Annotated in this window: 18 protein-coding genes; 7 read left to right on the top strand and 11 right to left on the bottom strand. The window is 35.2% G+C overall.

Annotated features, from left to right (window positions below):
- Positions 1-94 precede the first annotated feature (94 nt).
- Positions 95-1,624: an alkaline phosphatase gene (locus BZG02_RS06670; protein WP_101260629.1), complete on the bottom strand. Its 1,530-nt coding sequence runs from the start codon at positions 1,622-1,624 to the stop codon at positions 95-97.
- A 95-nt stretch (positions 1,625-1,719) separates the two neighbouring features.
- Positions 1,720-3,621 carry an AMP-dependent synthetase/ligase gene (locus BZG02_RS06665; RefSeq protein ID WP_101260628.1) on the bottom strand — a complete coding sequence of 634 codons (1,902 nt, stop codon included), beginning with the start codon at positions 3,619-3,621 and terminating at the stop codon, positions 1,720-1,722.
- 328 nt (positions 3,622-3,949) lie between these two features.
- Between BZG02_RS06665 and BZG02_RS06660 the strand changes: the two genes are divergently transcribed.
- Complete coding sequence (locus BZG02_RS06660; RefSeq protein WP_101260627.1) at positions 3,950-5,422, top strand: aminotransferase class V-fold PLP-dependent enzyme; 1,473 nt, start codon at positions 3,950-3,952, stop codon at positions 5,420-5,422.
- 97 nt (positions 5,423-5,519) lie between these two features.
- Entirely contained in the window at positions 5,520-6,458 is a 939-nt protein-coding gene (locus BZG02_RS06655) for a metallophosphoesterase (protein WP_101260626.1), read from the top strand.
- On the opposite strand, the gene BZG02_RS06650 is transcribed toward BZG02_RS06655, so the two are convergent.
- Positions 6,445-6,849, bottom strand: a complete 405-nt coding sequence (locus BZG02_RS06650; protein WP_101260625.1) for a DUF7670 domain-containing protein — start codon at positions 6,847-6,849, stop codon at positions 6,445-6,447. The genes BZG02_RS06655 and BZG02_RS06650 overlap by 14 nt on opposite strands.
- 189 nt (positions 6,850-7,038) lie before the next feature.
- Here BZG02_RS06650 and BZG02_RS06645 point away from each other — a divergent pair, with 189 nt between their 5' ends.
- The gene (locus BZG02_RS06645) at positions 7,039-7,728 is read left to right on the top strand and encodes an HAD family hydrolase (RefSeq protein ID WP_101260624.1); all 690 of its coding nucleotides are present in this window, start codon (positions 7,039-7,041) and stop codon (positions 7,726-7,728) included.
- Between the two features lie 5 nt (positions 7,729-7,733).
- Here the strand turns inward: BZG02_RS06645 and BZG02_RS06640 are convergent, their stop codons facing one another.
- The 7 genes from BZG02_RS06640 to BZG02_RS06610 are packed head-to-tail and all read right to left on the bottom strand — an operon-like array spanning position 7,734 to position 14,504.
- Positions 7,734-8,309, bottom strand: coding sequence for a peptidylprolyl isomerase (locus BZG02_RS06640; protein WP_180335653.1), 576 nt, complete (start codon positions 8,307-8,309; stop codon positions 7,734-7,736).
- Between the two features lie 47 nt (positions 8,310-8,356).
- Positions 8,357-9,688: a DUF58 domain-containing protein gene (locus BZG02_RS06635; protein WP_101260622.1), complete on the bottom strand. Its 1,332-nt coding sequence runs from the start codon at positions 9,686-9,688 to the stop codon at positions 8,357-8,359.
- Positions 9,689-9,746: 58 nt separating this feature from the next.
- Complete coding sequence (locus tag BZG02_RS06630; RefSeq protein ID WP_101260621.1) at positions 9,747-10,727, bottom strand: AAA family ATPase; 981 nt, start codon at positions 10,725-10,727, stop codon at positions 9,747-9,749.
- 13 nt (positions 10,728-10,740) lie between these two features.
- Positions 10,741-11,931, bottom strand: coding sequence for a DUF4350 domain-containing protein (locus tag BZG02_RS06625; RefSeq protein ID WP_101260620.1), 1,191 nt, complete (start codon positions 11,929-11,931; stop codon positions 10,741-10,743).
- Positions 11,928-12,674, bottom strand: coding sequence for a DUF4129 domain-containing protein (locus BZG02_RS06620; protein ID WP_101260619.1), 747 nt, complete (start codon positions 12,672-12,674; stop codon positions 11,928-11,930). The genes BZG02_RS06625 and BZG02_RS06620 overlap by 4 nt, the downstream gene beginning before the upstream one ends.
- A complete protein-coding gene (locus tag BZG02_RS06615; RefSeq protein WP_101260618.1) occupies positions 12,667-13,521 on the bottom strand; it encodes a glycerophosphoryl diester phosphodiesterase membrane domain-containing protein in 855 nt (284 codons plus the stop codon). Before BZG02_RS06615 ends, BZG02_RS06620 begins: the two co-directional genes overlap by 8 nt.
- Before the next feature lie 20 nt (positions 13,522-13,541).
- Positions 13,542-14,504, bottom strand: a complete 963-nt coding sequence (locus BZG02_RS06610) for a stage II sporulation protein M (RefSeq protein ID WP_101260617.1) — start codon at positions 14,502-14,504, stop codon at positions 13,542-13,544.
- A gap of 284 nt (positions 14,505-14,788) precedes the next feature.
- Between BZG02_RS06610 and BZG02_RS06605 the strand changes: the two genes are divergently transcribed.
- Positions 14,789-15,505: an RDD family protein gene (locus BZG02_RS06605; RefSeq protein ID WP_101260616.1), complete on the top strand. Its 717-nt coding sequence runs from the start codon at positions 14,789-14,791 to the stop codon at positions 15,503-15,505.
- A 129-nt stretch (positions 15,506-15,634) separates the two neighbouring features.
- Here the strand turns inward: BZG02_RS06605 and BZG02_RS06600 are convergent, their stop codons facing one another.
- Positions 15,635-16,783, bottom strand: coding sequence for a hypothetical protein (locus tag BZG02_RS06600; RefSeq protein WP_101260615.1), 1,149 nt, complete (start codon positions 16,781-16,783; stop codon positions 15,635-15,637).
- A 442-nt stretch (positions 16,784-17,225) separates the two neighbouring features.
- On the opposite strand from BZG02_RS06600, the gene BZG02_RS06595 reads away from it, so the two are divergent.
- The 3 genes from BZG02_RS06595 to BZG02_RS06585 all read left to right on the top strand — a co-directional run bounded on the left by BZG02_RS06595 (position 17,226) and on the right by BZG02_RS06585 (position 21,525).
- On the top strand, positions 17,226-17,570 hold the full coding sequence (locus tag BZG02_RS06595) for a helix-turn-helix domain-containing protein (protein WP_101260614.1): 345 nt from the start codon (positions 17,226-17,228) through the stop codon (positions 17,568-17,570).
- Positions 17,564-18,874: a type II toxin-antitoxin system HipA family toxin gene (locus BZG02_RS06590; RefSeq protein ID WP_101260613.1), complete on the top strand. Its 1,311-nt coding sequence runs from the start codon at positions 17,564-17,566 to the stop codon at positions 18,872-18,874. Before BZG02_RS06595 ends, BZG02_RS06590 begins: the two co-directional genes overlap by 7 nt.
- A gap of 179 nt (positions 18,875-19,053) precedes the next feature.
- Positions 19,054-21,525: a glycoside hydrolase family 2 TIM barrel-domain containing protein gene (locus tag BZG02_RS06585; protein ID WP_101260612.1), complete on the top strand. Its 2,472-nt coding sequence runs from the start codon at positions 19,054-19,056 to the stop codon at positions 21,523-21,525.
- Positions 21,526-21,553 lie beyond the last annotated feature (28 nt).

Here is a 21,553-nt window from a genome sequence, read left to right as displayed (position 1 = left end):
GAGAAATACTTGAAATTAGGGAAGAAGATTTATTTTTTGTTGATAAAAAACGCCCTACAGTTTCTGCAGAGCGTTTCATTTGGGTATTTACGTTTTATTTGTTTTCAATAATTTTCATCAGGTTTTTTGGTAGATCGGTATTATCAAAGTAACCTGTAAATAGTTGTGCACCAACACCAATCGACCGTACAGGAATTGGGGAGGCTGTATGGGAATAGGATGTCCATCCAATTCCAGCTTTTTGCGACAGAATATGACAAGCCGTAACCGTGAAGGGATCGTAACTTCCGTAAAGTAGATAGAACTGATCATTCTTGGTCATTTTAGCTTCGTAAGTCATGCTTTTTACAAAGGCATCCTTAAGTTGTTGCATTTCAAATGGCGACAATTGAAGTTCTTTGGATGCATCTCCCAAACCGAAATGTGCCTTTACCATTTCCAAACCATCAGCTATATCATAATTTTTAGGATGCTTTTCTTTATACCTGGCAATTTTATCAGAAAATGCCTCGTAGGAGATATTTTGGTACTGAAGTAAGCCAAAAGAGGAATCGTAATGACTTCCCGAAAATCCCATGGCTAATCCGCCGGTTTCATGATCGCCGGCAACCAAAATTAATGTTTCGCTAGGATGTTGCTTGTAAAATTCAATTGCTTTTGCAACCGCGTTATCGAATTGTAATACTTCTTTAATTACCGTAGCAGCATCGTTGGCGTGACTGGCCCAATCTATTTTTCCACCTTCTACCATCATAAAAAATCCGTTTGGATTATCTAAAATGTCGATTCCTTTGGCTGTAAAATCAGCCAAGGAAATATCGGCTCCATTTTCCTGATCGATAGAATAGGGAAGAGCAGAACCGCCACCTAATTTTGGGGCAATTGCAATTATCTTATCATCTCCTTTTTTTAGTTTTTCAAAATCGTTAAGAGTAGTCACAAAGGTGTAACCTCTTTGCTCTGCAATTTTCATCGAGTTCGTTTCTTTCTCCTCTATTTCATCATCGGCTCCCATACCAAAATTGGAAAGGGAATTTTTCTCAGATGTTTTTGCATCTCCTTCCGGATGTTTAAACCCACCTCCAGCAAAATAGTTGAAACCACTTTTACTTAAATCCAAACTAATATTGTAATACATATTACGAGTAGGTTGGTGTGCATAAAAGGTTGCAGGAGTAGCATGATCGATAGAAACCGACGATACAATTCCTACTTTATATCCTTTTTCTTTTGCCATTTCGGCAATGGTTTTTAGGGGAACTAACCTGTCGCCATCCATCGAGATGGTATTAACTGTGGTTTTTTCTCCAGTAGCAAGTGCTGTACCTGCGGCAGCAGAGTCGGTAATGAAACGATCTAGCGCATAGGTGGTATAAAAACCTTGATTGGGAAGACTACTCAGTTGCAATCTTTTGATACCGCTTAATCCTTCCAAAGTACCCAAGTAAGCTTCGGCAGCATTGGTATGAGATAATCCCATGCCATCGCCAATAAAATAGAAAATATATTTTGGAGCTTCTTCTTTGTAAGTATCTCTTTCGCTAGGCTGAGCTATACTGCTAAGGGAAGTAAGCAAGAAAACAATCGCTAAAATTTGTTTCAATTGTATTTTAAAGTGCACCATTATTTGTTGTTTAAATTTTATCAAATCTACTAATAAAATATTATTTATAATGAGTTTAAATAGTTAAATTAATAGTACGTATAGAACTTCCTTCTTTATATGTTTCGAAGACTTTCTTTATTTTTCGCATTTAAAATGTTTTTTCCTTCTGGTGTATAAAGAAAATCTACATGTTCTTTAAAATGGTTAATTACCTTATCGCGAACTACTTTCATGGTTGAGTTTAGCAACTTATTATCTTCGGTAAAAGCTTCGGGTAATATGCCAACTGCTGTAGGTAACCAACGATGAGGGAACATATCTTCGTGTTTTCCTCCTAAGCGATACTGATTTAACTCATTCTGTATTAGCTCCAAAGCAGCAATTTGTCCTTCTTCCGTTTCTAAACTTAAATGTTGGTTTTTTAAACGAGATAGAATAGCTCCCTTGTTAGGTACCACAAGTGCAATGGTATAAGGGTCCTGATTGTTGTGCAGAATACATTGATCCATTAATGGAGATTGATCTACAAACGCTTCCTCTATTCCTTCCGGACTAAATTTTTCGCCATCGCTCGCAATCAAAAGAGATTTGAATCTACCCAATACATAAAGAAACCCATCCTGATCTACATAACCCATATCGCCAGTGTGTAGCCAGCCATCGCGAAGAGTTTCGGCTGATGCTTTGTCATTTTTCCAGTAGCCTTTCATTACATTGCCACCTTTAATCACAATTTCGCCTTTTTCCCCAACAGGAACCGAATCTCCATTGTCTTTGCAGATTTTTAAATCCATATCCGGAACAATAAAACCCGATGAACCTAATTTGTGTTTGTGGTGAGCATTGGAAGAAATAATTGGCGAGGCCTCGGATAAACCATAACCTTGATACATTGGAATTCCAATAGCATAAAAGAAACGTTGCAATTCAATATCTAATAATGCACCTCCGCCAACAAAGAATTTTAAGTTGCCACCAAAATTCTCTCTCACTTTCGAAAACAATAGTTTATCGTAGAAAAGATATAGTGGTTTTAAAAACACTTTACTACCTTTTCCTCTGTCCCAACCTGCAGCATTGTATTTGTAGGCAACTTCAAGAGCTTTATTAAATAGTCTTTCCACTTTAGGACCTTTCGCCTTTATTCCATTTTCGATATTCTTTTTAAAGTTTTTAGCCAAGGCAGGAACGCTCAATAAAATGTCGGGCTTAATTTCTTTAATATTTTTTGGAATATTTTTTAAGGCTTCCATTTGCGATTTTCCTTGCTGTACAGCAGCAATGGATGCTCCTTTTAGCATGAAGCTGTAAATTCCGGCTGTGTGTGCAAATGAATGATCCCAGGGAAGTATCAACAAAGTTTTAAAACTGGCAGGAATATCCATCAGGTTGGATGCCTGCAACACATTGCTTGTATAGTTATTGTGGGTTAAAATAATTCCTTTCGGATCTGCGGTAGTTCCAGAGGTATAGGAGATGTTTGCATCATCATCAGCAACAATGTTTTTTTGAATTTCTTTTAGTTCAGCAATATTATTTTCTGATAGTTCTTTACCTAGTTTTAATAGCTGAGAAAGTGAAATTTCTTTTTCTTGAAGTTCAGTATTTTCATCCAAAACAATTATGGTTTCGATACTTTCCAATTGATCTTTTATCGATCTTATTTTTTCGAGATGGTTGTTGGAAACTACTACAAAACGAGCTTCGGAATGATTTAGGCGAAACTTTAGTTCGTTTTGAGCATCTAATTTTACGGATAAAGGAACATTTACGGCACCAGCAAATAAAATTCCTAGTTCGGAGAGTACCCATGCATTTCTACCTTCCGAAAGAAGACCAACACGGTCGGTTTTTTTAATTCCTAAAGAATACAAACCAGCAGCAAATTGCTGCACTTCTTCATATAATGACTGGTAGCTAACAGACTGATAATCTGAGTCTGTTTTTTCCCATAGAAAAGGGTTTGCCCCAAATTGATTAACGCTGTTTTCAAAGAGTTGTATAATCGTTTTCATTTACTTCTATATTGTGAGGATACTCTGTATTTTAACGAATTCCAAAAATAGCTGATTAGCCCGTTCTAAACAAGCTGTATGTATTAAAAAAATGTAAATGTATTCATGGTTTAGTACTTTACTATGTAAATAGTTAAAAACCTGTTAAAACTCCTTGATTTTCATTGGTAGAATATCTAATTTCCCAACCGATTAATTTTTGGAGAAGAAATACTCTTTTTTTTTTCGAAGATGACTTCACCCTTAAGCGGTTTTAAGTTGTCTTTAAATAAAGCTTAATTAATACATTCCGACGCAAACAACTTTCACATAAATAAGCCTAACAATAATGAGTAATTTAGAAAAGTATTTTAAACCGTTTCGCAAAAATACTATCGGACACCATGCCCGGTTTTATTCTCCATTTGGAAAGCAAAAAATCGTTTATGGCGATTGGATTGCGAGCGGTCGGTTATATGCTCCTATCGAAAAGAAAATAGCCGAAGAATTTGGACCGTATGTGGCAAATACCCATACCGAAACAAATGAAACGGGCACATTAATGACCCAATCTTACCACCGCGCTCAGGTATTAATTAAAAAGCACGTAAATGCAGGTCCCGATGATGTAATTATTCATGCGGGTTTTGGTATGACTGCAGTTATTAATAAGCTACAACGAATTTTAGGTTTGAAAGGGTGTGGAATTATTGGACAAGATACCTGTCAAAAAGATAGAGAAAAGCCAGTCGTATTTATTACTCACATGGAACATCATTCCAATCAAACTTCATGGTACGAAACCAATGTTGATGTGGTGGTAGTTCCTCCGGGAAATGATTTAAGCATCGATTTGAATGAGTTGAGAACACAGTTAGAGAAATATAAGGATCGTAAAATAAAAATAGGATCTTTTACCGCTTGTTCTAATGTAACTGGTATTGTAACTCCATATCATCAAATGGCTAAATTGATGCACGAGTATAGTGGTGTGTGTTTTATCGACTTTGCAGCATCGGCTCCTTATGTTGATATTAATATGCATCCCGGGGATGAGATGGAAAAGTTAGATGGAATTTTCTTTTCGCCACATAAATTTTTAGGTGGTCCGGGTTCTTCTGGAGTAATGATCTTCGATTCGAAATTGTATACTCGCGAAGTACCCGATAATCCTGGAGGAGGAACTGTTGATTGGACCAATCCTTGGGGGAAATATAAGTATGTAGATAGTATCGAAGCTCGCGAAGATGGCGGAACACCTGGATTCCTTCAGTCAATTCGTATTGCTCTGGCAATCGAAGTGAAGAATCAAATGGGAACTAAAAATATTGCTAAAAGGGAGGAGGAACTTCTCGATTTGGCTTTTGATCGACTAAAAGCAGTAAAAGATGTTCATTTACTTGCCGGGAATACCAAAAAAAGATTGGGAATATTGTCCTTTTATGTAGAATACATACATTACAATTTATTGGTAAAATTATTGAACGATCGTTTTGGTATTCAGGTGCGTGGAGGATGTGCTTGCGCTGGAACCTACGGGCATTATCTTTTGGAGGTTAGTCAGGAGCAATCCGATACCATTACCAATGAAATTACATTAGGCGATTTAACACATAAACCAGGATGGGTACGTTGGTCTTTACATCCAACAACCACTAATAAAGAGGTGTTGTTTTTTATTCATGGAGTAGAGCAGATTGTGGAAAATTTTGAGGAATGGAAAAAGGATTATTCTTACAATCGGAAAACAAACGAGTTCTTTTACAGTGGAGAAAATAAAGTCAAGAAAAAAATTATTGTGAACGATTTGTTTAAATTATAGGCGATTTTAATATTCTTTATAAATATGATTTTAATCCTGAGAATTTGTTCTCGGGATTTTTTTATATTTTTGATTGGATTAAAAAATAAAAATTAGCGTGTACGATATTATAGGAGATATTCATGGAGAGGCTACAACATTAGAACATATGTTGCTTAGCCTTGGCTATGTTGAAGGGAAAAAGGGATTTTTTCATCCCGACAGAAAGGCTGTTTTTGTTGGTGATTACGTAGATAGAGGACCAAATATTTTTGAGACTCTTAGAATTATCCGAGAAATGGTTATTGCTGGGAATGCATATGCTATAGTAGGAAATCACGAATTGAATGTACTAACTTTTTACACCAAAGATAATGATGGCCTGTTTTTAAAAGGGCATAGTCCGAAAAACAAGACTCAAATTAAAAAGACTTACGAAGAGTTTAAACTCGACAAGGAGAAACGAAAGGTCTATTTAAAATGGTTACGATCCTTGCCTTTATTTTTAGAGTTAGATGGAATTCGTGTTGTTCATGCTTGTTGGGATCAGGAAGCTGTTGAACTTCTGAAAAAGGAAAATCCAGAAAATTGTTTGAGTAAGGAGTTTTTAAGAAAAATATATTTCGAAAAAGATAAAGTCTTTAATGCGGCCATGCTCTTATTAAAAGGGCGTGAGTTTGCTTTTCCTGATAATTTAGTACTGAAGGATGATTATGGTTTTAAACGTACTGCCTATCGAGTAAAGTGGTGGGAGCCAATGAATGGGAAAAGTTTCGAAGATATTTCGTTTGGAAATAGATTTCGCTTGCCTAAATACACGATTCCTGCTCAGTTATATTTTGATATTCCGCTATATTCCGAAAATGACTATCCCGTATTCTTCGGACATTATTGTTTGGGTGATAAAGCAGGAGTTGTTCGTAGTAATTTATGTTGTGTGGATGGATGCATTGCCAATGATGGTGTATTTGTTGCCTACCGTTGGGATAATACTCTTCCATTAAGTCAGAAGAATATTGTTTCGGTAAAGAAGGTGAAGAAAGCTATGATAAAGTAGTTGGATTATTTTTCTTTAACTGATTGGATTTTTTCCAATGAATTAAGAATAGGATACCGGGAAAAGAAAGAGGGATAAATAGAAGTAATACAGCGTAACTATTCGAATCGATAAATGCATAAATTGCGATTAAAATACTACTTACAACAAGTAGTAATCCTCCTAATCCAACTTTCCAGAAGGTGATTAAAAAACCAACACCATAAATAATTGATAGCGAGTAGAATACCATCATCCATATTTCGGTATTTGATGCATTACTACTAAGCAAAACAATAAACTCAGGTACCATAAATAGAATATAGCTACCTGTGATTAGAAAACCGATAATTCTTGCAGTTAGAAGATAAAATTGCGATGGATTATCCTGAAATAACATTCGCCTTTCCATAATTTTTGTGCTTTAATTACAATGTGTAATTTAAATGTACGGATTTGAGAATGTAAAGTCAAATTTAATTGATTATGAGATGGTTGTCGTAGGTGCAATGCGTCTGCTTTTTAGGAGCAAGAGTTTGTTTATAAATCAGTTTTGTATTTTCAGCGTGTTTTTGCAGTTTTGCTACCTAAAGAAATAAACATGAACGAGATAAAAGTAATCGCTTTTGATGCCGATGATACCCTTTGGGTAAACGAACCTTATTTTAGAGAATCGGAAATGGAGTTTTGTAATCTGTTGAAAAACGGAATGAGTATCGAGGAGGTTACCGAGGAGTTACTTGCTACAGAAATTGGCAATATTCCTCTTTACGGATATGGCACGAAGGCTTTTATTTTATCGATGATTGAAACCAGTTTGAAAATTACGAAGGGCAATATTAGTTCCGAAAAAATTGAGGCAATTCTAACCTTGGGAAAAGAGCAAATAAACAAACCCATCGAACTAATTGATGGTGTGGTAGATGTATTAGAGAGTTTGCAAGGAAAATACCGATTGATAGTTGCTACCAAAGGCGATTTACTCGATCAGGAGAGAAAGCTTGAAAAATCAGGATTACTAAAATATTTTCATCACATCGAGGTGATGAGTGATAAAAAAGAGGACGATTATAAAAAATTGATTCAACATTTAGATATCGATTCGAAAGAGTTTTTAATGGTAGGGAATTCCTTAAAATCGGATATTATTCCGGTATTAAATTTGGGCGGAAAAACGGTTCACGTTCCTTTTCATACAACTTGGGTGCACGAAATGGTAAGTGAGGAAGAGCAGTTGAGTTCAGGAATAAATAAAATTGAGAATATTCGCGAATTACTTCACTTGCTGTAAATCGGTTATTTTCGGATAATAGATAAAATATCGATACGTTCTACCAACATTTGTTCATCATTTTTTTGTTGTTGAATTAATTTAACAACATCCAATCCTTTGCATACTTTGCCAAAGGCAGCAAAGCCTTGTCCGTCTCTATTTCGCATTCCTTCATAATCTAGGTTGGGTTGATCGCCAACACAAATAAAAAATTCGGTTGAAGCAGATCCGGGCTGATTTCTTGCCATTGAAATTACACCATCGGTATGTAAAACACCGGTTTCTTTTGTAGTTTCATGAGCAATAGTCGGTTTTTGATCGACGATAGAATCGAAATACAATCCTCCCTGAATAACTTCTATTTTAATGTCATTATTGGGTTGATTATTCATGCGGACTACTCGGTAAAAACAAGCATTTTGAAAGATGTTGTTGTCAATATTCTCTAAAAAATACTTGGACGTAATAGGTGCTCTATCTTCAAAAATTTCTAATTCGATGTTTCCCAGACTTGTGGTAATTTCAACTTTTGGATTTTGAGCACTTGCATGGGAAACAAATAGAAGTGTGGCAATTAGGAGTAGACCGAAATATTTCATGGTAATTATTTGTTTTGAAATTAAATACCTCATGCCCTAATCTATTTCTAGATTAATCCTCTGGACTTAAATTCAAGGTATTTATTAAGTGTGTTAATAGTCAAATCTTTAGGATTACTCAATATCGCATGAATTCCATATTTTTCCAATTCTTTTACGATTAATTTTTTGTCGTAAATAAATTTTTCAGCAATGGTTTTAATATAAATATCTTCTATGTTTTTAGCCGTTTGTTTGGTAATTTCTTTAATCTCGGTATTGGTAAAAAATACGATTAGTAAGAGATGATCTTTTGCCAACCCTTGTAAATAGGGAAGTTGGCGTTTCATGGAATCCAGGCTTTCAAAGTTAGTAAAGAGTATTAATAAGCTTCTGTTGCGAAGCAACCTACGGGCCGAACTGTGTAGTAGCTCATAATTCGGTTCCGGATAATTGGTTTTTTGATTGTAGAGAACCTCCATTATTTTCCGAATCTGGGTTCTTCTTCCATCGGCAGGAACATGAGCATTAATATCTTTTCCAAAACAAATTACACCTGCTTTATCGTGTTTAATTACAGCGGTATTCGAAATTACCAAACTAGTATTTATTGCATAATCGAGTAGTGTTAACCTATTAAAAGGCATTTTCATCGATCGACCTGTATCGATAAGACAATATACAGGCTGTGATTTTTCATCCTGATATTGGTTTACCATTATTTGCGATTTTCGAGCAGTAGCTTTCCAGTTAATTGTTCTGTAATCGTCGCCCTTTACATATTCTCGAATTTGATCGAATTCCATTTGGTGTCCAATTCGGCGTATGCGTTTTACACCATAATCGTTTAAGCGATTCGAAATGGCTAATAATTCGTATTGACGCATTTGCATAAACGATGGGTAGCAGGGAAGCATTTGTTGCGCCTCTATTTTATACCTTCTTTTTATTAGTTTTAAAGGAGAAGCTACATAAACGTTTAAACAGCCAAAATGATACTCGCCTCGGGCGAATGGCTTTAGATCGTAGTTAATTTGCTTTTCTTCGCCAGCTTTTAATGAGAAAGAGTAAAGGAAATCTCTTTTTTGAAATTGAATGGGTAACTCATCAATAATAGCTATTAGTGTGGATATCGAATAATTATTTTCTATTCGTATTGAAATAGTATTGTCATCTCCGTTAGATAATTTTTCTGGGCATTTACGCGAAGCTGCAACACCATCTTTGATTCGGTAAAGAAGAAAAATATCGATACTTATCCCCACTAAAAATACGAGTAAAAGTAAGCGGGCTACAGGAAATAAGAAAGGAATGAAATGTCCGAGAATGGAAATTACAGCCAACAATACCAGTATCCAGTATACTTTTTGGTTTAGATATATTGATTTAATCAATTTCATTAATGGTAGTTCCTTTTATGTTGAACATTTGTATTTTGATATATTTGTTACGGAATTTTTATCGGGGAATTTCAATTCCTTCCATTATTTGTGTAATAATTTGTTTTGGTAGTATTCCCTCCATTTCCTTCTCAGGAGTCAGTATTAAACGATGATGCAAAGCAGGAATTACCACTTCTTTAATGTCATCTGGAGTAACAAAATCTCTTCCTTTAATAGCCGAAAGAGCTTTTGCGGCCATCATTACTGCTACCGATGCTCTTGGCGAAGCTCCCAAAATAATTCCTGGATGATTTCTTGTGCTTTGAACTATTTGCACAATATACTTTTGTAGGTTTTCATCAATATGTATCTCTTGAACTTGCTGGCGTAACATATTAATTTGTTCCGAATTTAGAACTTTATTTATCTCTAAAGTTTCATTCTTACCTTTTCGTTCATTTTTTGTCGCTAAAATTTCAAGTTCTTCCAGTTCGTCGGGATAAGTGAATTCTATTTTCATAAGAAAACGATCCAATTGTGCTTCTGGCAAACGGTAAGTTCCTTCTTGTTCTATTGGGTTTTGGGTGGCAATCACCCAAAATGGCTGCTCCATTGTATGCGTGGTTCCATCAATACTAATCTGTGCTTCCTCCATTACTTCAAAAAGAGCTGCTTGAGTTTTTGCAGGAGCTCGGTTAATCTCATCTATCAGAATAATATTGGAGAAAATAGGTCCTTTATTAAATTCAAATTTTGAGGTGCTTAGGTTGAATATGGTAGTTCCTAAAACATCCGATGGCATTAAATCTGGCGTAAATTGAATCCTCGAAAAGTCGGAAGATATGGATTTGGCAAGTAGTTTCGCCGAAAGAGTTTTAGCAATTCCGGGAACACCTTCAATTAATACGTGGCCTTTAGCAAATAATCCGACCAATAATAAGTCGATGTTTTTTTCCTGACCGATAATTACTTTTTTAAGTTCAAATTTAATTTGGTCAATCAGATGATTGAGTTCTCCCAAATCGATACGGTTTTTAAATTGTGGTTTATTTTCCATGTTTGGATGTATTTTATTTGCCGGATTTATAAATGAATTCCACTTTTGAGTGTAAGTCTTCCAATTCTTCCTGCGATATATTTTGGGAATTGGATATTTTATCAATCTGTGTAAACAGAATTTGAAGCGTTTTTAAAGAGATTCCCGATCGCAAACTCACTTCGGTTAACGTGTCGAGGCTTAAGTCGACATGATAGCGACTCTTACAAAATTCTTTTAAATATTTAATTTTCTTTAAAGCAATGTCTTTATGATTTTTACGATTGTAGTACAAACGTCCCATTGTTCTAATAAACTCGAGCGAAGTGTTTGGTAGTGGTTTTAGAATTGGAATCATTTTTTGTTGCCGTTTGCCTTGAAAAAGCAAAACAAGTAGTAGGCAGACTAGCAAGAGATAGTATGCTAGTTTTAATGGAGGACTTGAAAGTAAAAATACGATTGGGCTAGTGGATCGCAAAGCTCTTAGAGGTTTGTAATAGGTATCCCAAACTATTGGCATTGGAGGCAAATAACTGAATGCTCCTGCAATATAATTTGCATTTTTATTTTGTACCACATTGTAATTGGTAAACGCTAATGGTTGACTGCAGATATAAAAATTGCCTTTTCCGTGTGGTATTTTTACAAGCTGAATGTTTTTTTGATGATCTCGTCCCAGAACAATAACACTGTCTTTGTAAAATTGACTAATGGTCGAATTATCGAATGCTTTTGGATATTTAAATTCTGATTTTCCTTGTAATTTCGGGTTTTCGAAAGTTTGAGTTTTCTCTTTTGTTACAACTACTTCGCTTAACTGAATTTCGTTTGTAAAATGAAGATGTAAAGAATCTGCAAAAGCATTTCCTAAAAGGGAACTTGCAATAAATACCTGATTTCCATTTTTCGCCAAATTCATAATTATATTGATTTCCCACGGCTGAGGAGAAAAATTATTGGTCACAAAAATGTAGTTCTTTTTGGTGGAAGTACTATTTGGTTCCGGATATTCAAAAATTGCTTTATTACTAATTGTAAATTCCTGATCAGGAAATAAATCTTCTTGAAGCAATTCATTTAGTAAAAAACAACCAAACGGACGTTTGTCATTCTGATCAAAACTCTTTGTCCAGTCGATTGGCTGAGGCGCAAAAAGTTCCATCAATATAAGAATGATTAGAATTCCTAGTACCGGAAATGCGTTTTTAGGGATATTTATTTTCATAAGGCAAATTCTTTTTCTTGCGATAGAAGAAGATTCAATTGACCAAATTCGGTTTCGATTTGATCATAGTCTTGTTTCATTATTGGAAAATCGCCATACCAAACTGCCTCATACAATTCACTTAGCTCAATAAAATCAGTTTTTATTCTTGCCTGTTTTATTTCCCGAATATAATCGTAATTGGTTTTCTCTGATTTCCAGACTATTAATTTTTTTTCGCTTAATTTTTTTAAAATAGATAGGAAGTGATATCGCACGGCTAAGCGGTATTCTTTATGAAGAAGAGCTTCGCGGATTTTTTCCTCCCAATTTACTTTTGTAGGATTTGCACTGTCACTAAACTCAATAGAGGTAATATTCTGGTTCGTGTTAAATAAACCAGTGAATTTGCCTCGATAAATTAGTGAAATAAGAAAAATAATTAGCGCAGCTAAAATAATGTATCGTAAATACCAAACAACTCCTAATCCTTTAATCAGAAAACCTAGCCAGTTTTGAACCCAATGGATGAAACGACTCCAAATACTTTCTTGTTTTACTACCGTAAAATCGTAATTAAAATCGCTCTGTTTACGATAGGCTTCAATACGTTCTTCCGGTACTGATTTTTCCCACAATTTTACCTGCCCCCTATCTGTAACAATAGTATCGGAGCTATAAGTTTCCTGCGCTAAAATAGGGCTGGCTCCAATAAATAGATGGAACCAGCCAATAAATAGTAGTATTAGTATTTTTTTATTCATTCGCTCCAACGCTTTCTAACTCTTTAAGTAATGCTGGATTTTCTTTTTGTTCCACTAAGCTAAAGTAAAGAATTCCTATTCCTGTAAAAGGAAGTAACTGTAATAAAGAAGTTCCAATTGCTTGAATAATGGAAAAAAGAATACTTAAACTTTCGGTAACTTGTGAAGTTTCATTTTGTGCTACATGAATAGTTGTAATTAGTTGATAAATGAGTGCAGGTAATTGAAATACAAAGGATAATGCGCTTGCAATCAATCCAAGGATAATTAGAAATCCAAATGTTTTCCACCAGTTATTCTTAATTAACGAAAAACAGGAGCTGATAGCTCCTCCTAACGAATCTTCTTGAAAAATAATGATTGGAAGAACCAGACTAAAACAAACCATTAGGTAAATGCCCGGAATAATCAAGAAAATAAATCCAATACCAGATAAAATTGCCATCGAAATAATACTTAGGAAAATTTTAGGAGTAACTCCAAGCATTAATTTCCAAACGTTTTTTAATTCAATCACTTTATCGGTTGAAACTTTGTACAGTTTCATGTATTGAAAAATAAAAGCGATAGTAAATGTATACGTAATGAATAAAAACAAATAGGTGATTAATAGATTGTTAATCGTACTTGCGCCGAAAGCACTAGGAACTTGGCCTAAAGATAAGGACGTAAGTGCTTGGTGTTGCACTATTCCTAGAGCTATTCCTTGTAGCAATGCAAAAGGCACTACAAAGTAGATCATTCCCATCAGTAAATTTTTGAAATTGTACTTAATGAAAAGGAAGGTGTCGTTGAAAAGTTCTCCAAAGTCACGATTTTTTTCGAGTGGTAACTTATTTTCTGTCATTTTTTTAGATTAATTGGTTATTATAATTTGCTTAGTTTTTGATATACTTTTTTAGGATGAAGAATAAAATACCAGATAACAAATAGTAGGGAACAAGCTATAATAATCCAGCTGAACCACATTGGCATTTCGGTATGTCGGGTTACATAGCCTTCTAAAAAGCCCGCAGTAATAAACATGGGTATAATTCCAATGATAATTTTAATGCCTTTGCTTACACCAATTTGCATGGATGTTTTTCGTGGTAAAGTACCAGGGAAAACAATACTGTTGCCCAATACCAGGCCTGCAGCACCCGAGATAATGATCGCAGAAATTTCAAGTGTTCCATGTATCCAAATTACTCTGGTTGTCTCCCAAAATAAATCATTTTCAACAAAAAAATAGGTAAAACATCCCAGCATAATTCCATTATTAAAAAGGACGTATCCTGTACCAAAGGCAGTAAGCATCCCAAAAACAAAAGCCATAAAGGATACCTTAATGTTGTTTACGGTAATTCCCAGAAACATTTCAGTTTGGCTTTCCTGCTTGTACACAGCCATTGGGTCGCCTTTTTTAATATTGTCGATGGTCATGTTTACGTAATTGTCGCCCAAAATAGCTCGGACAAACGATTGGTCGTTCATTGTAGAAACAACCCCCAAGAGTGTTGCTGTAAGAAATATAAGTAATGAATAAAGTAGTTGTTTCCGGGTTTGGAATAGAACAAGTGGCAAATCGGTAGTCCAAAATTGTTTAAATTTTCCTTTTTTTGTTTTCTGATTTTTATAGATTTCCTGATGAATAGTCATACTTAATTGATTAAGATATTCAGCAGTAGAGGAATTAGGATAAAAAGTTTGTGCGTAGGATAGATCATCCGTTAACTGGATGTATAAATCGGCAATTGAATCTGGATCGTGATGCGATTCGTCCGAAAGAATAGTTTCAAATTCTTTCCATTTTTTGCTGTTGCGATCCAGAAATACTACTTCTTTCATCTAATTCTAGTTTTTTTTATTCTCTTATCAACTGAAACGCTTCATTTGTGAGGGAATAATTATTGATTCTCGAAGGTTTCATTTGTGGTTTTTCTATAAAACAATGCTAAAGTTATTGTAATTAAAGATAATTGCAAATGCTAGCTTAATTATAAATCTTGATATTAGTTTACTAACTATCAATGAGTCAGTAGAATGATTTTAAATGATGAAAATAATTATTCGAATATTTCTTTTATTTTCTTATGATAGGTATATTCGACTTCACAAATTTTTGAAATTAAATGGCAGATTTAGGAATAGAAACAACTCAAAATGTTCGTATTAATTTTCAATTGGCAAGTATAGGCGAAAGAATTTCAGCCATTTTACTCGACTTTTTATTTTTCTTAGGAGTTTACATGCTTTTGTTGCTGGTAATTGCCTTGGTGGGGGACGGAGCGGTTTGGATATTATTTTTATTGGTGCCTTTGTTGTTTTATTCCTTACTGTTTGAGGTTTTTATGAACGGACAAACACCAGGGAAAAAAATAATGAAGATAAAGGTAGCAACCGTTGATGGTTCTGCACCTAATTTTCTCAATTATTTAATTCGGTGGATGTTTAGATTGGTTGATATTTCGTTAACCTATGGGGTTTGTGGTATTTTGTGCATAGTGATGGGACAAAAAGGGCAACGTTTGGGAGATATATTAGCAAAAACGACTGTGATTCGAACCAAACGAAAAGTGTTATTTGAAGACACAATATTGGTGGATATTCCTGAAAATTATCAACAGGTTTTTCCTGAATCTCGTAACATTAATGAAAAAGATTTGCCTTTATTTAAAAAGGTAATTGCTCAGATTGAAAGTTTGGAGGATCCGGTTGAAAAATTGCAATTTGGATTGCGTGCACGAAAAAACGTGATGGAAAAACTTGAAATCCAAACCGAGATAAAACCACTCGAGTTTTTTAAAATATTAATTACCGATTATAATTATATACATCGGAATCGATAGGTAGGTATAAAATAGAAAACGAGGCAGAAAACTAAATTTCTGTCTCGTTTTATTTATTTTAGAATACGTTGTTCTTGTTTATTAAGGGTAAAATCAATTCGAATTAAATATTCCTGGTAAAGTAAGTAATTAGTACCTACTATAAAAACGTTTCAATTCTGCTGTAAGGTCGGTAAAAATTGGCTTGGTAAACTCTACAAATAAATCCTGATGAGCAGGGGGGAGAATTGGTTCGTTATTGCAAATATTTAATTCTTCCTTATTCAGAGCTCTTTCGTCGCCATTGTAATGTCCCCATTGATGAAACCAGTTAAACTGCCCACCAAACTGTTTGTTGTTTATTTCCTTCTTATTATCGAATTCAATAATATGAAGCGATAGAATTCCTTTTGAAATCACCTCGCGCTTGTGAATGTGTAATTTTGCATTCACTTTATTAAAAACCTTGATGGTTTCGCCATTTTTTAGTTTTGTACTTCCAACTTCAACACTGTCAGCACTTACTACTTCTTTTTCAATATTAGTATCGTGAGTTTCACCAACAACAAAATCTTCAAAACGCATACCGATAACCTGATCGGGATATTCTAATTTTTCTAATTCAGCTTGTTTGGGTGTATAAAACCGAACAAAGCGTTGTTTAATATTGTGAAAAATATACTGTGTTACCTGATCTTGAAAGAATTCGGCGCTTAATTGATATTTTGTAGAATTAACAGGAACATGATCGATAATTACTTTTAAAGTGGCTAGAAATTCGGCTTCGTCCATTTTTTCTGCTACATCTTTGTAGTTGGGAACAAACAGATTGGCTTTTTCGAAATTTAAGTAGGCAGTTACGGCAGCTTGTCGGCTACCTTTTGCAAGTTCTAGAACACCGGCAGCATAGCATTCTGGTGCCGCATTTTGTTTCGCCATTTCTTCCTCGGTCTGGTAATTTTTAGGATAAGGAATAACGTGCAAAGCACCAGGACATCGTCTTATTTCGTCAGTCATCTTGTTTAATGTCTGATAATGCCCAACTGTTTTCGAATATTTAAAAGGATCATTCGAAGATAAAAGCGTACTTATTTCCTGCTGATACCAGTTTACTGCTAATGGGTAGCTTTGCTGTAAAGTCGATTGGGCTTTGGCCTTGTCAGGATTGGATCGTAAACGCTCTACCGATTTAATAACTGCAGAATAGTAATCTCCATTTTGCAAGGCTTTTTTTCCGGTACTGCATGCAGCCGAAATTAAGAGAAGTACAATAAGCGAGTAGCGTAATGTTTTATTCATTGATGTAGGATGTTGGTTAGGTTGCAAATTTAATTTTAAAATTGAGAATATGCCATTAAGTAGGTAAGCTTCCTTTTTTTTAGATTTATTCTTCCCATACAATAAATGGTATTCAGTATTAATAATTGTTAAACAAACAGTGTGCCACTTTAAAAAGAAACTTTTAGAATCTACTAATTGAGGAAGTCTGCTGCAACAACATATTTTAAAGTTTTCATAAGTAGTTGTGATGAAATACTGGTACAATAAGCAGGTGTAGACTATTACAAACTACTAAATTGAAATGGCATAAAGCAAATAGTATTGTTGGGAAAAACCAACCTAAAGTGAATTAATTGACAATAATGATAGTATTTACCAACACAATATATTGTTATTGTGATTATTTTAGTATATTTATGTTGGTAAATGCAAACCTTAAGTGTAATAAATAGAGTTAAAGATGGGAAATGCCAACAATTATTGGGTTTTAATGAGCGATAAGGCAATCATTTCTACTATTGGTAGGTATGTGAAACAGCAACGTTTGCTTCAAAATAAAACACAAGCAAAAACTGCTGAAGTAGCTGGTGTTAATCGCTGGACTATTAGTCAGTTAGAGAAAGGGGAAGCCGTTTCGTTGCTGTCATTATTACAAATTTTGAGAGCTCTTGACTTATTACATGTACTTGACAATTTTAAGATTGAAACACAGATTAGTCCACTAGAACTGGCTAAATTAGAAAAGAAAAAAAGGCAAAGAGCCAGAAGTAAGGACGATAACGAGCAAAACGAAAGCGAATGGTAGAAATTAAAACGGCATATGTAAAAATTTGGGGACAAACTGTTGGCGCTGTTGCCTGGGATGAAAAGCAAGAATTGGCTAGTTTCGAATACGAACCAAAATTTAAAGCCCTGGGAATTGATTTAGCGCCTGTGAAAATGCCTATTCGCTCCAATCAGCTCATATTTTCATTTCCGGAACTTCGATCTTCAAAAAATAGCGAATACGATACATTTAAAGGTTTGCCTGGTTTATTGGCCGATGTGTTACCCGATAAATATGGAAATCAGCTAATAAATGTATGGTTGGCACAGAATGGTCGTGCCGAAAATAGCATGAACCCAATAGAGCAACTCTGTTTTATTGGAACAAGAGGTATGGGAGCTTTAGAATTTGAACCAACACAACTTAAATCAAATAAAAATTCTTTTCAGGTTGAAATTAATGGCTTAGTGGATATTGCTCAAAAAATGCTTGGCAAACGGGAAGATTTTGAAGCTAATTTGAGTAAGGATGAACAGCGGGCAATGCACGAGATCCTAAAAATTGGAACATCGGCTGGTGGAGCAAGACCAAAAGCAATTATTGCCTATAATAAAAAAACAGGACAGGTTCGTTCCGGACAAACGAATGCTCCCAAAGGGTTCGAGCATTGGTTAATAAAGTTGGATGGGGTGAGTGATGCTCAATTTGGAAAAACCATTGGTTATGGAAGAATTGAAATGGCTTATTACAATATGGCTAAAGATTGTGGAATTGAGATGATGGAATCTAACTTGTTGGAAGAAAATGGCAGAGCACATTTTATGACCAAACGATTCGACCGGGAAAATGGAGCGGAAAAATACCACATTCAAACATTTTGTGCGATGCAACATTATGATTTTAACGAGGTAAGAAGTTTTAGTTACGAGCAATTGTTTCAAACCATGAGAATTTTGCGTTTACCGTATCCACAAGCAGAGCAAATGTATCGAAGAATGGTATTTAATGTAATCGCACGCAATTGCGACGACCACACAAAGAATTTTGCTTTTAGGTTAAAGCAAGGAGGAAATTGGGAGCTGGCACCAGCATACGATATTTGCCATGCTTACCGACCGGATAGTATTTGGGTAAGTCAACATGCTTTAAGTATTAATGGCAAGAGAATAAACTTGGAAAAGGCTGATTTATTAAGCTTTGCAAAAGCGATGAATATCAAAAAAGCAGAAAAGATTGTTTCTGAAATAAGTAGCAAAGTGCAAAATTGGAATCATTATGCCGACCAAGTTGGAGTAGATTCTAAATTGCGAAATGCGATTAAAGGAACATTATTGAATTTTTAGGGATAGAAATCAGCTAAAAGTTCAGCAATTATTAAAAGGGTGGAAGTGTATAAATATGCATTCTTATTTGAGAAAGATAATATAACTAAAGAATTGGTAATATAGTTTAAAAATAGAATGTATTCCTTATGTAAATTTGCTTTTTCAGAACTTAATTAATAACCTATTTTTAAGCAAAGATGAAAAAAACAAGTGTAGCTATTCTCTTTTTGATGGTATTGTTCACAAGTAGTTTTGCTAAGGATTCACGAACCCAAAAAGATTTTAATTTCGATTGGAGATTTTATCTTGGTGATGCGAAAGAAGCACAGAATCCGCAATTCGATGATACCGATTGGCGGGTACTAAATCTTCCACATGATTGGTCTATCGAACAAAATTACACATCAGAAAATACTGCGGGCTCTACTGGTTTTCTTCCTACAGGAATTGGATGGTATCGAAAATCATTCGAAGTGCCAACTTCTTGGAAAAATACGATTACTACTATCGAATTCGATGGAGTATATCGTAATTCAGAAGTGTGGATTAATGGACATTATTTGGGGATACGACCATACGGCTATAGTGCTTTTTCCTACGAGTTAAGTAAATATTTAAATTACGGAGGAAAAAATATTATTGCGGTTAAAGTGGATCATTCCAATTATGCCGATTCCCGCTGGTACTCTGGTTCGGGAATCTATCGAAATGTACGATTGGTGAATACTTCTAATTTGTACGTTCCACCATTTGGAGCATGGGTGGAAACACCACAAATTACTTCCGATAAGGCAAAAATAATGGTTGCGGCAATTGTAAAGAATGCTTCTGGAAAGCAACAGAATTTGCGAGTTCATGTTTCGATTAAAGACAAGCAAAATAATTCTTTGGCAAGCGCTACTAAAAAACTGACCTCTGTAAGTTGCGACACTGTTAGTTTGAGTTTATCCCTTAAAAATCCTAAACTTTGGAGTATCGAGCAAACCAATATGTACAAGGCCGAAATTCAAGTAATAGCTGGTAAAGATATTGTAGATAGGTATTTTGTTGATTTTGGAATTCGATCGATTCGTTTTGATGCGAATAAAGGTTTCTTCTTAAATGATAAGAGCGTTAAGTTAAAAGGTGTCTGCCTTCATCACGATGCCGGAGCAGTTGGAGCTGTATTTATTCGTGACGTTTGGAAACGACGCTTGTTAAAATTGAAAGAGATCGGGGTAAATGCCATCAGAATGTCTCATAATCCGGGTGATCCTGGACTTTTAAGTTTGTGCGACGAAATGGGCTTTGTGGTGATTAACGAGGCTTTGGATGAGTGGAAGCGCAACAAGGGGAAGTGGATTACTTCTCGTTTTGCGAATGATATGCGACCAGAATTAGAAACCGGATATGGAGATGATTTTGAGGAATGGGCAGAGCGAGATGTTAAAGATATGGTTCGATATTCAAGGAATCATCCATCAATAATTATGTGGAGTATGGGGAATGAAATAGAGTGGACTTATCCATACTATTTTAAGATGGAGCAGAGTAATCAAGGTTTGGGAAATCAGGTTTTGATGGAAGAAACTGGCGATGGGCGTGATGAGTTAAAAGAAACGGCGGAGCAAATCGAAAAATGGATCAAAGAGATAGATCAAACTCGTTTTGTGACTACAGGAGGAGTGTTGCCGAAAGCAGGTAATCTTACTGGATATTTTGATGTGCCCGACGTAATTGGTTATAATTACCGAGCAGAAAATTACGACGAAGACCATAAGAATTATCCAAATAGGAAAATGTATGGTTCTGAAAATTGGGGAACCTATCAAGAGTGGAAGGATGCAACCGATCGGGATTTTGTTGCTGGTATTTTTATTTGGACAGGAATTGCTTACCTAGGGGAATCGGGACCTTTCCCTTGGAAAGGATTAGAAATTTCCTTGCTCGATTTTAGTGCGTTTTATACACCAAGAGGTCATTTTTACAGAACGCTTTGGAGCGATCAACCATATACTTATTTGGCTACTAAGCACGAGAAAAAAGCGCAATGGAAATACGAAAATGGGAAGTTTATAGATAATCGGGTTCGACATTGGCTGGATAAATGGTTATTTGAAGATGTAGAGCAAACCTGGAATTATACCGAAGGAGATTCGGTTTTTGTTGAAGTATATTCTAATTCTCCACAAGTAGAGCTTTTCGTAAATAACAAAAGCTATGGTTTAAAAAGTCCTTCTGATTTTAGCGATAATATCGTAAAATATTTGGTGCCTTATCAAGCAGGGGAAATAAAAGCCGTCGGAGTAAATGCGGGAGAGAAGGAGGCTGAGTATAGCATTAAAACCGCGAATTACATATCTGAGATCGTATTAAAAGCCGATCGAACTAGTATGAAAGCGAATGGGTATGATGTTGTTCATATTGAAGCCTTTGTTCAATCGAAATCAGGCGATTTGGTTCCAGATAAAGAAATGCAACTTGTATTTTCTATCGAAGGAGAAGGTGTAAATATTGGCGTTGATAATGGATGGGAAAGAAACGTACAAAAACACAAATCCAATTTAATTGTAACTCATAACGGAAAAGCAATGTTATTGGTGCAGAGCACACGGAAAGCTGGTTCAATAAAAATCGTGGCGAAAGCAGGAAAATTGGTTTCAAATGAGCTTCTAATTCAAGCGGAATAGAGTTCCGCTGCGAATTGTAAATGATTCG

This window comes from Labilibaculum filiforme (genome assembly GCF_002843315.1).
Classification (GTDB): Bacteria; Bacteroidota; Bacteroidia; order Bacteroidales; family Marinifilaceae; genus Labilibaculum; species Labilibaculum filiforme.
The sequence above is the reverse complement of the archived record's forward strand: the minus strand, read 5'-3'. Positions and strand labels throughout refer to the sequence as shown.

Bases quoted from the DNA above. Each gene is read 5' to 3' on its own strand.
- BZG02_RS06670 (WP_101260629.1), bottom strand. From the start codon at position 1,624: ATGGTGCACTTTAAAATACAATTGAAACAAATTTTAGCGATTGTTTTC.
- BZG02_RS06665 (WP_101260628.1), bottom strand. From the start codon at position 3,621: ATGAAAACGATTATACAACTCTTTGAAAACAGCGTTAATCAATTTGGG.
- BZG02_RS06660 (WP_101260627.1), top strand. From the start codon at position 3,950: ATGAGTAATTTAGAAAAGTATTTTAAACCGTTTCGCAAAAATACTATC.
- BZG02_RS06650 (WP_101260625.1), bottom strand. From the start codon at position 6,849: ATGGAAAGGCGAATGTTATTTCAGGATAATCCATCGCAATTTTATCTT.
- BZG02_RS06645 (WP_101260624.1), top strand. From the start codon at position 7,039: ATGAACGAGATAAAAGTAATCGCTTTTGATGCCGATGATACCCTTTGG.
- BZG02_RS06640 (WP_180335653.1), bottom strand. From the start codon at position 8,309: ATGAAATATTTCGGTCTACTCCTAATTGCCACACTTCTATTTGTTTCC.
- BZG02_RS06635 (WP_101260622.1), bottom strand. From the start codon at position 9,688: ATGAAATTGATTAAATCAATATATCTAAACCAAAAAGTATACTGGATA.
- BZG02_RS06630 (WP_101260621.1), bottom strand. From the start codon at position 10,727: ATGGAAAATAAACCACAATTTAAAAACCGTATCGATTTGGGAGAACTC.
- BZG02_RS06625 (WP_101260620.1), bottom strand. From the start codon at position 11,931: ATGAAAATAAATATCCCTAAAAACGCATTTCCGGTACTAGGAATTCTA.
- BZG02_RS06620 (WP_101260619.1), bottom strand. From the start codon at position 12,674: ATGAATAAAAAAATACTAATACTACTATTTATTGGCTGGTTCCATCTA.
- BZG02_RS06615 (WP_101260618.1), bottom strand. From the start codon at position 13,521: ATGACAGAAAATAAGTTACCACTCGAAAAAAATCGTGACTTTGGAGAA.
- BZG02_RS06610 (WP_101260617.1), bottom strand. From the start codon at position 14,504: ATGAAAGAAGTAGTATTTCTGGATCGCAACAGCAAAAAATGGAAAGAA.
- BZG02_RS06605 (WP_101260616.1), top strand. From the start codon at position 14,789: ATGGCAGATTTAGGAATAGAAACAACTCAAAATGTTCGTATTAATTTT.
- BZG02_RS06600 (WP_101260615.1), bottom strand. From the start codon at position 16,783: ATGAATAAAACATTACGCTACTCGCTTATTGTACTTCTCTTAATTTCG.
- BZG02_RS06595 (WP_101260614.1), top strand. From the start codon at position 17,226: ATGGGAAATGCCAACAATTATTGGGTTTTAATGAGCGATAAGGCAATC.
- BZG02_RS06590 (WP_101260613.1), top strand. From the start codon at position 17,564: ATGGTAGAAATTAAAACGGCATATGTAAAAATTTGGGGACAAACTGTT.
- BZG02_RS06585 (WP_101260612.1), top strand. From the start codon at position 19,054: ATGAAAAAAACAAGTGTAGCTATTCTCTTTTTGATGGTATTGTTCACA.